The organism is Massilia sp. BGA-UO-ETr-WB1 (genome assembly GCF_059567845.1).
In genome coordinates, this window is sequence record NZ_JCAQOT010000023.1 from 24,242 (window position 1) to 36,764 (window position 12,523).

Here is a 12,523-nt window from a genome sequence, read left to right on the forward strand (position 1 = left end):
ATTTGTTGGGCTGGCAGGGGCGGGGGTGCCGGAAACGCCAGCTTAGCAAAACATTATACGGCTAAATTGTGGCTGCGGCAGCAACGATGGCCGTGCCGCCGCTGCAATACCGCTTAGCGTATCACTTAGCGGGTGCTGGCGCCCGACGGCGCCACGGGGACGAATTGCAGCTGGCGCTGGGCGTCTTCGGCGGACATCGATTGCATGCGGTCGGCGCTGTCCTTGTATTTGCGCTTCAGGTTGGTGCCGGTGGGGACGTAGGCGTCGCTCTCGTAGTTGGAGACGATGGGCGTGCGCGCTTCGTCGGGGGAGGTGGCGCAGCCTGCCAGTAGCGGGCCTGCCACAGCTGCGGCCAGGATCAGTGATTTCATGGGCGTCCTTGTTGAAGGGCCGATACCGGGTTGGCGCGGCTCCGTGCCGCCTAGTTTAATAGCAAATCGGCATGTATAGACGAAAATTTAATGGTAGATCGCCACCGGGCCGGTATCGTCGTGCACCGGCGCGGTGAGCGGCAGGTCGAGGGTGAAGGTGGTGCCGTCCGGGCCGCTGGACACGCTGATCTGGCCGCCCAGCAGCGAGGTGACGATGTTGTAGCTGATCGACAACCCCAGCCCGCTGCCGCCCTGGCCCAGCTTGGTGGTGAAGAAGGGATCGAAGATACGGCCCAGGTGCTCGGCCGGGATGCCGCCGCCGTCGTCGCTGAACACCACCAGCGCCCGCCCTTCGGCCGGCGTGCTGGCGACGAGGTGCATGCGGCCGTGCTGGCGGCACTCGAAGGCGTGCAGCAGCGCGTTGTTGATGAAGTTGGCCAGCACCTGGCCGAAGGGACCCGGGTAGCTGTCCATGGCCAGCGTGTCCGGCACGTCGTATTCGATGCTGTGGTTGGCGTTGCGGATGCGGTTCATCATGGTGGCCACCACCTCGTGCGTCACCTGCTGCAGGTTGAACATGCGGCGCTGCTCGGTGGTGCGGTCCACCGCCACCTGCTTGAAGCTGTTCACCAGGTCGGCCGCGCTGGTCAGCCCGCGCATCACCAGTTCGGACGCCTTCTGCGCGTCGGCCACGTAGGCGGCCAGCTCGGAGCGGCGCAGGCCGGCGCCGTTCATCTGCTGTTCGATTTCGGCGGTCTTCTGCTGCAGGGTGCTGGCGATCAGCAGGCTGTTGCCGATCGGCGTGTTCAGCTCGTGCGCCACGCCCGCCATCAGCGATCCCAGCGCGGCCAGTTTTTCCTGCGACACCAGCTGGGTCTGCGCGTCCTGCAGCTGGCGGTAAGCTTCGGCGTTGTCGAGCGCGATGGCGCCATAGGCGCACAGGGTGCGGAAGATCAGCCGTTCGCGCTCGCCGTAGGCGTTCAGTTCCAGCGACTGCGCCGTCATCACGCCCAGCGCGCGCTCGCCCACCAGCAGCGGCACGTACAGCGCGCTGCGGTTGGGGCAGGTGCCGGGGATGACGAAGCTGTGATCGGTGCTGTTGAGGTCCGCCACGTACACTTCGCGCCGTTCTTGCAGGCTGCGCACCGAGTAGGAATGCGGATGCGACAGCGGGATCACATTGGTGGGCAGCGCGCGGCCGCCTTCCACGCCGAAGGCGCGCGTGAGCGATTGGCCGCCGTGGTCGACCAGGTAGATGGCGAAGGTGTGCGTGTGCAGCAGCGCTTCCACGTGCCGGTCCAGCGCCTGGAACACGGCGGCCGCGTCCAGGTGTGTGGTGATTTCCTGGCCGATGGCGGACAGGCGCTCCAGCATGGCGCTGGTTTGCTGCAGCAGCTCGGCGCGCCGCGCTTCGGACGCGGCCAGCTCGCGATGGTGCTGGCCTTCGGCGCGCGCGTGCTCGGTCTGGTGGTGCACCTGCATGGCGACGGCGCGGTTGGTGGCTTCCTGGCTGTGCGTCTTTTCGCGCGCGGCGCTGGCGGCCACCGCCATCTGGTAGGCCTGCTGGTAGCTGCCGGCGCGCGCGTATTCGCGCGCCAGCGCGTCCAGCAGGTCGCCGGGGACGGTGTAGCCGTCGATGGCGGAAGCCACCGCCAGCGCCTTGTGCAGATAGTGCAGCGTGGCGTTCAGCTCGGTCATGCCGTCCGGACTGGTCAAAGCGTGGCGGCTGTGGACCAGCGACAGCACGCGCAGCGCGGTCACGTGGTGGTGCATATTGCGCTGTTCGCTGGCTAGCCTCACCGCTTCGTGCGCGGCGCGCAGCGCTTCCTGCGGCCGGTCCAGGCCGGACAGGGCGTGCGCCTGGCCGCGCCGCGCCACGGTCTGGAAGTCGGCCTGCTGCAGGGCGTCGGCGCGGCCTTCCAGGCGCTGGAAGGCGTCCAGCGCGGCGGCGTAGTCGCCCCGGTCCAGCGACAGGTCGCCCAGGTATTGCAGCGCGATGGCGTAGCTGCGCGCGCCCGACAGCGGCGCCAGGATCTCGAGCGCCTCGTGCAGCAGTTCCTCGGCCGCGTCCAGCCGGCCCAGGCGGCGCATGGTGTCGGCGGTGTGCATCAGGCAGGCGCCCACGCTGCGCGGCCAGCCGGTGGGGCGCGCCAGGTCCAGCGCGCATTGCATCCATTCCAGCGCGGCATGGTGGTCGTTCAGGTTGGTGAAGTCTTCGCCGATATTGGTGGCGGCGGTGATGGCCACCCGCAGTTGCCCGGTGGCCAGCGCGTTTTCATAGCAGCGGATGTAGTGGCTGGCGGCGGTGCCGAAGTCGCTCGACTGGCTGGCCGCCACGCCGAGGTAGTCGTGGCGCCAGGCGGCACTGCCGGGCGTTTCCACACCGATGTCCGCGTGCAGGTCCGGGGCCGGCGCCAGGCGCTGGCGCCAGCCGGCGGCGCCGGTCGGATCGCGCAGGATGGCCCAGCGCGCGGTGGCCGCTTCGATGACGTGCTGGCGTTCCCGGTCCTGCCCCTGGCGGGCGGCGGCCGCTGCCAGCGCCAGTTCGCTGTCGCGCCGCGCGTGCTCGCCCCGGTCGATGGCGATGCAGGCTTGCAGCCAGTGGGCGTCGGCGCAGCCTTCCTGGTCGCCCAGCGCGCACAGTTGTTCGAAGGCGAGCTGCGCGCACGCTTCGGCCTGCTCCAGCGCGCCGCGCAGCCACAGCACTTCGCCCTGCACCAGCTGCATGCGGGAGGCGATGGCGGCTTGCGCGGTGGGATCGAGATTGGTTTGGGGCAGCAGGGCCAGCGTTTCGGCGGCGAGGGCCTCGGCCCGTTCGCTGTCGCGCTGGCGCAGGTGCCAGGCCAGCGGCACCAGGACGGGCAGGCGCGCAACGCCGCGCAAGGGAAGCAGCGACACTTCCCATTGTGCAACATCATCCTCGACCGCGAACATGTCCATGGCCTAGCCCTTGTTTGACGCTATCTTCCTAATAATGCTCCAGAGCATTGAAAGGCGCAATCGACTTTTTGAATAGATGCCAAGTTAATTGTTTTTTAGTACAGGCGTCAATACAGCGTTTGCGCCGACTCGTGCAGCAGTTGGCCGTACAGCTCGTGGCGCAGCTTGGCGATCTGGCCGGCCTTGACCGCGTCCAGCACCGGGCACTGCGGTTCGATCAGGTGGCGGCAGTTGTAGAACTTGCAACCGCCGAGATAGGGCTTGAAGTCGCGGAAGGCGCGCTCCAGCATGCCTTCGCTGAGGTGGTACAGGCCGAATTCCTGGAAGCCGGGCGAGTCGATGATGGACGTGTCCGGCCCCAGGTCGGGCATGGTGTACAGGCGGGTGAAGGTGGTGGTGTGCTTGCCGGTGTCGAGCGCGGCGGAAATTTCGCGCACGGCGATGTCGGCGCCCGGCACCAGCAGGTTGATCAGCGAGGACTTGCCCATGCCGGACTGGCCGATCAGGATCGACGAATTGCCCTTCAGCAACGGCTGCAAGGTGGCCACCGCGTGCCCGGGGTTGCCCTTGGCGGACACTTCGTGCACCGGGTAGCCCAGCCTGGAATACATCTGCAGGCGTTCGCGGGTGCGCTCGAGCGACCCGGTCACGTCCACCTTGTTCAAAATCAGGTGCACCTCGATGCCGGCCGCCTCGGCCGCCACGGTGGCGCGCGAGACCAGGTCGTCCGTATAGCCGGGCTCGGTGGCCACGACGATGAACAGCTGGCTCACGTTGGCCGCCAGCAGCTTGGACTTGTACTGGTCGGAGCGGTACAGCAGCGTCTTGCGCTCGGTGATCTCGTCGATCACGGCCTGGTCGGCCGAAGTGGCGGTGAGCTTGACGATGTCGCCCACGGCCACGTTGGTCTTCTTGCCGCGCGTAACGCACTGCACGCGCTCGCCGTTCACCTCCGCCAGGTAGTGGCGGCCGTGGGCGGCGATGATGGTGCCGCTCTGCTGCGCGGGCTTGTTCGATGGTGCCTTCATGCCCGCTCCGCCAGTGCGTCCGCCTTGGCGGCGCAGATGAAGTCGTTGAGCGACAGGCCGCCCTGGCCCTGGTTCACGGAGTGGGTGTCGTAGCGGGCGACGCAGCGGTTATAGGTCACAGTCAGTTCCGGGTGGTGGTCTTCGGCGTGCGTGACATAGGCCAGCGCGTTGACGAAGGCCAGGGTTTGATAATAGTCGGCAAAGCGGAACTCGCGCACCAGCTTGCCGTTTTCCAGGCGCCATTGCGGCAGCAGGGCGGCCAGGCGCTGGGCCTCGGCCGGGTCCAGCGCGTCCTTGGCGGGGTCGCAGCGCAGCGCCCGCAAATCTTCGACGTTAGCGATAGTCATGATGGGTGTCCTCACTGGGCCGCCAGGTTCAATTGCCGGATGCGCACGCTGGCCGGCGGATGGGAGTCGTAGAACGCCGAGTGCAGCGGGTCCGGCGTCAGGGTGGAGGCGTTGTCCTCGTACATTTTCACCAGCGCCGACACCAGGTCGCGCGCGTCGGTGTGCCGGGCGGCGAAGGCGTCCGCCTCGAACTCGTGCTTGCGCGAGCTGAGCGAGGTCAGCGGGCCGAGCAGGAAGGTGAACACCGGCAGCGCCAGCGCGAACAGCAGCAGCGCCATGGCGTCGTTGCTGGCGCCGGGCAGCAGCAGCGGGTCCACGCCCAGGCCGGTGTAGAACCACAGCTGGTTCTTCAGCCAGCCCAGCAGCGCCAGGAAGGCCAGCGACATGGCGAACATCATGCCGATGCGCTTGATGATGTGCTTGAGCTTGAAGTGCCCCAGCTCGTGCGCCAGCACCGCCTCGATCTCCTGCGGCGCCAGGCGCGACAGCAGGGTGTCGAAGAACACGATGCGCTTGTTGGCGCCGAAGCCGGAGAAATAGGCGTTGCCGTGCGCGCTGCGCTTGGAGCCGTCCATCACGAACAGGCCCTTGGAGGCGAAGCCGACGCGCTGCATCAGCCCTTCGATGCGCGCCTTCAGCGCTTCGTCGGCCAGCGGGGTGAACTTGTTGAACAGCGGCGCGATCACGGTGGGGAACAGCACCATCATCAGCAGTTGGAAGCCGCTCCACACGAACCAGGCGTACAGCCACCACAGGCCGCCGCTCTTGTCCATCAGGGTCAGCACCACCCACACCAGCGGCAGGCCGATCGCGGCGCCCAGCGCCACGCCCTTGAGCATGTCGGCGAAGAACAGGCTGCGGCTCATCTTGTTGAAGCCGAAGCGCTGCTCCAGGCCGAATTGCTTGTAGTAGTCGAACGGCAGCTCGACCAGGCCGGAAATGGCGGCGTAGGCGACCAGCAGGCCGATCTGGTAGCCCATGCCGGGGCCGGCCAGCTTGTACACTTCGACGGACAGCCATTGCAGGCCGCCTAGCAGGGTGAAGGCGACCAGCACGGCGGCGTTGACCACCATGCCCAGCATGCCGAACTTGGTGCGGGCGATGGTGTAGTCGGCGGCCTTCTGGTGCGCCGCCAGCGGGATTTTTTCGGCGAATTCGGGCGGCACGGCGCTGCGGTGGGCGAGCACGTGGCGGATGTGGCGCGACGCCAGCCAGAAGCGCACGGCCAGCGTCACAACCAGGAAAGTAACGAACAAAATCGAAAACGCGTGTGAATACATTCTATGCCTGTGAGAAAATGGCGGATTGTTTAGGCCAAGAGAGAATTATGTCACAAGCGACCGAAATCCCAACGACTACCCCGCAAGAGCGTCCCAACGAGACCAACCTGGTGTGGGTGGACATGGAAATGACGGGTCTGGAACCCGAAACCGACCGCATCATCGAAGTGGCCATCATCGTCACCGACATGCACCTGAACTTCCTGGCCGAAGGCCCGGTGTTTGCAATTCATCAATCCGATGAAACGCTGGACAAGATGGACAACTGGAACAAGGGCACCCACGGCCGCTCCGGCCTGACCGAGCGCGTCAAGGCGTCCACCATCACCGAAGAGTTCGCCGAAGCCGAGCTGATCGCCTTCCTGAAAAAATGGGTACCGGCCGGCAAGGCGCCGATGTGCGGCAACACCATCGGCCAGGACCGCCGCTTCATGGTGAAGTACATGCCGAAGCTGGAAGCGTTCTTCCACTACCGCAATATCGACGTGTCCACGCTGAAAGAGCTGTGCAAGCGCTGGAAGCCGGAGATTGTGAGCGGCTTCAAGAAGCACCAGAAGCACACCGCGCTGGCCGACATCGTCGAGTCCATCGAAGAGCTGAAATACTACCGCGAACACTTCATCAAGCTGTAAGGACGCCATGGACGCCGACCTGCTCGCAACCCTGGCCCGCCAGGAACAGGAACTGCAATTCTCCGCTTTCAGCAACGACACGGCGCTGGCGCTGGGATTGAGCCTGGCCGGGGCCGCCAAGGCCAAGGGCAAGGCGGTCACCGTGAACATCACGCGCAACGGCCAGGTGCTGTTCCACCACGCCATGGACGGCGCCAGCGCCGACCAGGCCGACTGGATACGGCGCAAGAACAACGTGGTGAACCGCTTTGGCCGCAGTTCGTTCCACGTGGGCAGCGAGCACAAGCTGCGCGGCGTGGACTTCGACGCGATTCCCTACCTCGACAGCAAGGACTACGCGGCGCATGGCGGCGCGTTCCCCCTCATTATCAAGGGCGTGGGCGTGGTGGGCACCATCACGGTGTCCGGCCTGCCGCAGGCGGAGGACCATGCGCTGGTGGTGGAAGCCATCCGCGCGATGGTTTAGTCGCCGGGCTTAGTGGCCGGACTTAATCGCCGGACTTAATCGCTGGACACTTCCAGCAGCGCTGCCAGGAAGTTATCTTCGTTGAAATCCTCGAAGGCGGGGTACTCGCCGTCCTTGGTGGCGATCTTCCAGTCCGACGCCAGGTCGGGCAGCACAAAGCGCACCTTGCCGCGATGGCCTTCCAGGTCCATGCGGCCGCCGCCTTCATCCAGCATCACGCCCACCGGGCGCAGCAGCACGTGCTGGCGTCCCAGGCTGATGCCCAGCGTGCGGGTGCTGTACGTGCCCAGCAATTCCTCGGTCAGCACCAGCGCGTGGAAATCGTACTTCACCTGGCCCTTCTCCGCGTAGCGTGCCAGCCACTGCTGCACCTGGCCATAAAAGCCATCGATGCGCGCCAGCCAATGCAGCTTGCGCTGCTGGTAATCATCGTGCCCCATTACGTACTCGCTGAAAGTCATTCCTACATTGATTGTAGGCGGTCCAGCGGCCGATGCGGCGCGAGCTTCGCGCAGCGCCGCACTCAGCCCATGAAGCCGAGGTCCTTGAGCGCGAAGTTGGCCAGCTCGTTCTTGAAGACCTGGGTTTCCAGCATGGCGTCGTCGGCGCCGAACCAGCGGCCCAGGGTGGCGCCGTATTGCTGGTTGGAGATCTGCGGGATCCACACGCCGCGCCCGGTGGCGTCGTCCTTGCCGCCCAGCGTGAAGTCGGGGAACTGGCCGTACAGGCCGCCCTTGACGGCGCCGCCGACGATCATATGGTGGTTGCCCCAGCCGTGGTCGGTGCCGCCGCTGTTCGGCTGCAGGCTGCGGCCGAAGTCGGACAGCGTGAACGTCGTCACCTGCTGCTGGGCGCCGATTTCGGCCAGCGCCAGCTGGAAGGCGGCCAGCGACTGCGATACCTGGCGCAGCATGTCGAACTGCTGGTAGGCCTGGCCGCCGTGCGTGTCGAAGCCGCCTTGCGAGACGAAATACACCTGCCGCCCCGGCCCCTGCGCGGCGCGCAGGCGGATCAGCTGGGCCACGGTCTTGAGCTGCCGCGCCAGGTTGTAGCCGGGGAAGGGCGTGGCCAGCGCGGCGCCGCTGGTGGCCGCCTTCAGGTCTGACACCAGTTCCATGCCGTTCAGCAGCGCGCGGTTGGCGGCGCCGGCCATCATGTTGGGATGGCTGGCCGAGAGCAGCTGCACCAGCGCTGCGCGGCGCTGGTCCGCTTCGGCTTGCGGCCAGAAGTTCATGCCGGCCAGGTTGAGCTGGCCGTTCGCGGGGATCAGGTTGCCGTGCGTCTTGCTGCCTTCGATGAACAGGCCGCCGCCGCCCAGCGCCACCGCGTCCAGGTCGCCGCCGGTGCCCAGCAGGTCGACCAGGCGGCCGCCCCAGCCGGTGCCGGCCAGCGACGGCGTGCCGGCCTGGTTCTGCAGTTGCTGGTCCGGGTGCGAGAACAGCTGCGGCGGCACCGCCACGCCGGACTGGTACTGCGCCTTGCTGAGCGGCTGGCGCAGGCTGCCCACGTTCAGCACGGCCGCCACCTGGCCCTGGCCGTACAGCGCGTCCAGCTCGGGCATGCCGTAGTGGAAGGCGAACGGCTGGTCGACCGGCTCGGCCACGGCCTGCAGGCGCGCGCTGCGCTCGCCCACCAGCGTCTTGCTGGCCACCGACAGCGCCAAGCCCTGGCTGCCGCGGATGGCGTTGTACTTGCCGTAGCGGACGCTGTCCAGCGGCACGATCATATTGTTGCCGTCGTTACCGCCGAACATGTACAGGCACACCAGCGCCTTGTAGTCGCCGACGGCCGCTTGCGCGGGACGCACGCCCAGCAGGCCGAGCGAGGACAGTGCGCCCAGCATGCCGGCTTGCGCGCCGCGTCCTAGGAAGCGGCGGCGGGACAGGTTGTTGTTGCTCATGGTGGTCTCCGGTGTCGTCGTTTTCATTGCTGCACTGCGAATTCGGCGCTGATGGCGGTCAGGTAGAGCGCGGTCAAGGCGCGCTGCTTCTTGTCGGTGGTGGCGCTCACGGAGCCGGCGATGGCGCTGCGCGCGGCGGGCGACATGCGGCCTTGCAGCAGCCTGGCGTCCACCAGGTCCATCAGCGCGTTGACGTCGCCCGCCGCGTTGACGTAGGGCGCGATGTTGACGGCCACCATGCCCTTGTATTCGCCGGACAGGAAGCGGTACAGGAAGTTGGCGCGCGCCACGGCCAGTGCCGGCGCGTAGACCTGGAACTCGGGGCCGAATTTCCCAGGCGCTCCGGGCAGGCCGGTCATCGGCGAATAGAAATTGAACACGCTGGGCGCGTTCAGCAGCTTCTGGCCCAGCTGCGAATATTCCCAGAAGGCGTTGGTGGGATTGATGACGGTGGCGTCCAGCGCGCGGAACAGGCTCAGCGAATGCAGCATGGGGTCTTTCAGCTTGCCCTGGCCGGCGCCTGGCGAATCCAGGCGCGCTTCGGCGTCCATCAGCACGGCGGTCAGGGTGGCTTTCAGGTCGCCGCGCCCGGCCGGGCCGCTGGCGAACACGTCCGCCACGCGCTCGATGTAGGCAGGGCTCGGGTTGCTGGTGGTGAAGGCGCGGATCAGGCGGGTGGCGATGAAGGGCGGCAGGTTGGGGTGGTTGAACAGGTTCTCCATCACCGCGTCGAAGTCCTGCACGGCGGTCTGGTCGGCCGGCAGCACCGCGCCTTGCAGCAGCGTCTTGCTGCCTTTGTCGTGCAGGCGCTCGCGCGGCTGCAGCGGGCCGGTGAACTTTTCCCAGTTGGCGCCGGTGGTGCTGGCGCCGGCGTAGGTCCAGCCGCTCAGGGCGCGCGAGATGTCGGCGATGCGGGCCTGGTCGTAGCTGGGGATGGGGTCGCCGTTGCGGTCGGTCTGCACGCTGCCGTCCTGGTTCAGCATGACGGGGCCGATGGTAAACAGCTGCATCACTTCGCGCGCGTAGTTTTCATTCGGCGCGGGCGCCTTGCTGTTGGCCAAGTCCAGGTATTTGCCCATGGACGGGTTCAGCGTCATCTCGCGCAGCAGGGTGTTGAAGTTGCCGAAGGCGTTGGCGGACAGCGTGGCGAGCCAGGGCTGCATCTCGTTGGCGTACGGGTTCTTGTCGGCGGAAACGACGAACAGCTGCGACAGTGCGAAGATCATGCGCTGGCGCAGCTGGTCCTGGCCGCCTGCCATGTTGTTGAACCAGTTGGCGCGCAACACGTTCATGTCCGTCGTGGCGGGCAGGGCGCTGGCCGGCAGCTCGAACTGCTGCGCCAGCCAGGCGGTCTGGCCCATGGTGTTGACTTTGGCGATGTCGGCCGTGGTTGGGCCGAAGGTGGCTTGCTCGAGCAGGCGCGCGGCGGCCACGGTGGCCGGGTCGGCGGCGGCCCAGCTGCTTGCGGCCAGGCTCATCAGGCAGGCCGCAGCCCAGGCCCGGCACAGAGTTCCTTGCATGACATTCTCCTTGTTGTCTGGATGCTTGTTTCCAAACAGCAATTCCCGTGCCAGGCAAAGACAAACAAAAAGTGACAATTTTTGCTCGCTTGCGGGGTGCAAGGCGACAAAAATTGTCACTCAGGTCATACGGGGGGGGCAGGCGGGGCGCCGAAAAACGTCAGCGCCCGGGGAGGGGCTTACTCGGCGCCGCCTTCGGCGCCATGGCACTTCTTGTACTTCTTGCCGCTGCCGCAAGGGCAGTCGTCGTTGCGGCCCACTTTCGGCTCGTCGCGCACCACGGTGCTGACCGGCGCTTTGCGGCGCGGCACCCAGAACTTGTGGATGGCTGGCAGGTTGGCTTCCAGTTCCTGGCCCAGCTTGTGCGCCTTGACCGGATCTTCCACCAGCGGCAGCTCGTCTTCCTCGATCTCGTCCGCGCCCAGCAGGTAGATCGGACGCATCAGGTCGCCCACTTCCGAGTCCCAGATCGCGTCCCACGAACCCGGGCGCAGCTCCATGCCTTCCCAGAAGCCCCAGCACCAGGCTTCGGCGTCGATCAGGGTCTGGCCTTCCACTTCGTGCTCCACGAACAGCGGCTCGAACTCTTTCGGCGCCACTTCGAACGTCACCAGCACTTCATTCATGAAGCGCATGATCAGGTTGACGATGCGTTCTTCTTCCTTGGCATTCTTGAACTTGGGCGCGTCGTTGCCGTCCGGGCCCCATACGCGCGGCAGCCACTCGGCCGGCATGATCGGCTCCGGGCCGATGGCGATGGCGGTCAGGTAGCCGTGCAGGTGGTCCATGGTCATGGAGTCTTCCGGGCTGCGCTCGGACAGCAGGAAGTTGTCCAGTTCGTCGAATTCTTTTTCGCTCAGAGGCTGATCGAGTTGCATATGCTTTCCTTCTTATTTGAAGCCGCCAGTATACGCTGCGGCGCAGCGTTCCGGGCGGAAGAATGCGGCGGCGCTTACAATGGCGCCATGACAACCGACATTCCCGACACCTCCCTCCACGCCTACGCGGCCCTCGGCCCGGACTGCGTGCTCGACGCGCTCGACAGCATCGGCCTGTACGGCGACGGCCGCCTGCTGGCGCTGAACAGCTATGAAAACCGGGTCTACCAGGTCGGCATCGACGACGGCAAGCCGCTGGTAGCCAAGTTTTACCGCCCCGGCCGCTGGAGCGACGCCGCCATCCTGGAAGAACACGCTTTCGTGGCCGAGCTGGCGGAACGCGAAATCCCCGTGGTGCCGGCGCTGACCGTGAACGGCAAGACCTTGCATGAATACCAAGGTTTCCGCTTCTCCGTGTTCCCGCGCCACGGCGGCCGCGCGCCCGAGCTGGGCGATCCGGCCGTGCTGGAGTGGACCGGGCGCTTCATCGCCCGCATCCACGAGGCAGGCAAGCTGGGCGTGTATAAAGAGCGCCCGGCGCTCGACCCGGCCACCTTCGGCACCGAGCCGCGCGACTACCTGCTGGCCAATAACTTCATCCCGGCCGAACTGCTGGCGGCCTACAGCAGCGTGATCGACCAGGCGCTGGACGGCGTGCAGCGCTGCTACGACAGGGCGGGCGACGTGTCCATCCTGCGCCTGCACGGCGACTGCCACGGCGGCAACGTGCTGTGGACCGACGCCGGCCCGCACTTCGTCGACTTCGACGACAGCCGCATGGGCCCGGCCATCCAGGATTTGTGGATGATGCTGTCCGGCGAGCGCCATGAGCAGGTGCGCCAGATGGGCGACATCCTGGCCGGCTACGAGGACTTCTGCGACTTCGACAGCCGCGAAATGCACCTGGTGGAGGCGCTGCGCACCTTGCGCCTGATCCATTATTCGGCCTGGATCGCGCGCCGCTGGGACGACCCGGCCTTCCCGGTGGCCTTCCCCTGGTTTAACACCCAGCGCTACTGGCAGGACCGCATCCTGGAACTGCGCGAGCAGATCGCATTGATGGACGAGGCGCCGCTGCCCGTCTAATCCGGCAATTTAGGGGGTAAACGCCCCCTTGCTCGCCGCCTGCCGGCGGCCCCCGCTAGCCGATAATGACAGTTC

The 12,523-nt window shown here is 66.4% G+C and carries 12 protein-coding genes; 3 read left to right on the plus strand and 9 right to left on the minus strand.

The window, feature by feature from the left end:
- Positions 1–125: 125 nt before the first annotated feature.
- The 5 genes from AC56DV_RS08570 to AC56DV_RS08590 form a co-directional block, all read right to left on the minus strand.
- A complete protein-coding gene (locus AC56DV_RS08570) occupies positions 126–371 on the minus strand; it encodes a hypothetical protein (RefSeq protein ID WP_496313883.1) in 246 nt (81 codons plus the stop codon).
- A gap of 87 nt (positions 372–458) precedes the next feature.
- Positions 459–3,311, minus strand: coding sequence for an ATP-binding protein (locus AC56DV_RS08575; RefSeq protein WP_496313884.1), 2,853 nt, complete (start codon positions 3,309–3,311; stop codon positions 459–461).
- A gap of 107 nt (positions 3,312–3,418) precedes the next feature.
- Positions 3,419–4,339: a ribosome small subunit-dependent GTPase A gene (gene rsgA / locus AC56DV_RS08580; protein WP_496313885.1), complete on the minus strand. Its 921-nt coding sequence runs from the start codon at positions 4,337–4,339 to the stop codon at positions 3,419–3,421.
- The gene (locus AC56DV_RS08585) at positions 4,336–4,686 is read right to left on the minus strand and encodes a 4a-hydroxytetrahydrobiopterin dehydratase (RefSeq protein ID WP_496313886.1); all 351 of its coding nucleotides are present in this window, start codon (positions 4,684–4,686) and stop codon (positions 4,336–4,338) included. Before AC56DV_RS08585 ends, rsgA begins: the two co-directional genes overlap by 4 nt.
- Positions 4,687–4,697: 11 nt before the next feature.
- The gene (locus AC56DV_RS08590) at positions 4,698–5,966 is read right to left on the minus strand and encodes a M48 family metallopeptidase (protein WP_496313887.1); all 1,269 of its coding nucleotides are present in this window, start codon (positions 5,964–5,966) and stop codon (positions 4,698–4,700) included.
- A gap of 47 nt (positions 5,967–6,013) precedes the next feature.
- Between AC56DV_RS08590 and orn the strand changes: the two genes are divergently transcribed.
- Both orn and AC56DV_RS08600 read left to right on the plus strand, forming a co-directional pair.
- The gene (gene orn / locus AC56DV_RS08595; protein ID WP_496313888.1) at positions 6,014–6,598 is read left to right on the plus strand and encodes an oligoribonuclease; all 585 of its coding nucleotides are present in this window, start codon (positions 6,014–6,016) and stop codon (positions 6,596–6,598) included.
- 7 nt (positions 6,599–6,605) lie between these two features.
- The gene (locus tag AC56DV_RS08600; RefSeq protein WP_496313889.1) at positions 6,606–7,064 is read left to right on the plus strand and encodes a heme-degrading domain-containing protein; all 459 of its coding nucleotides are present in this window, start codon (positions 6,606–6,608) and stop codon (positions 7,062–7,064) included.
- A 35-nt stretch (positions 7,065–7,099) separates the two neighbouring features.
- Here AC56DV_RS08600 and AC56DV_RS08605 read toward each other — a convergent pair whose 3' ends face one another.
- From AC56DV_RS08605 to AC56DV_RS08620, 4 genes are all read right to left on the minus strand, one after another.
- Entirely contained in the window at positions 7,100–7,504 is a 405-nt protein-coding gene (locus AC56DV_RS08605; protein ID WP_496313890.1) for a hypothetical protein, read from the minus strand.
- An 83-nt stretch (positions 7,505–7,587) separates the two neighbouring features.
- Positions 7,588–8,964, minus strand: coding sequence for a DUF1501 domain-containing protein (locus tag AC56DV_RS08610; protein ID WP_496313891.1), 1,377 nt, complete (start codon positions 8,962–8,964; stop codon positions 7,588–7,590).
- 23 nt (positions 8,965–8,987) lie between these two features.
- Positions 8,988–10,484, minus strand: a complete 1,497-nt coding sequence (locus AC56DV_RS08615; protein ID WP_496313892.1) for a DUF1800 domain-containing protein — start codon at positions 10,482–10,484, stop codon at positions 8,988–8,990.
- A gap of 179 nt (positions 10,485–10,663) precedes the next feature.
- Positions 10,664–11,362, minus strand: a complete 699-nt coding sequence (locus tag AC56DV_RS08620; protein WP_057155241.1) for a UPF0149 family protein — start codon at positions 11,360–11,362, stop codon at positions 10,664–10,666.
- A gap of 87 nt (positions 11,363–11,449) precedes the next feature.
- On the opposite strand from AC56DV_RS08620, the gene AC56DV_RS08625 reads away from it, so the two are divergent.
- On the plus strand, positions 11,450–12,448 hold the full coding sequence (locus AC56DV_RS08625) for a serine/threonine protein kinase (RefSeq protein ID WP_496313893.1): 999 nt from the start codon (positions 11,450–11,452) through the stop codon (positions 12,446–12,448).
- Positions 12,449–12,523 lie beyond the last annotated feature (75 nt).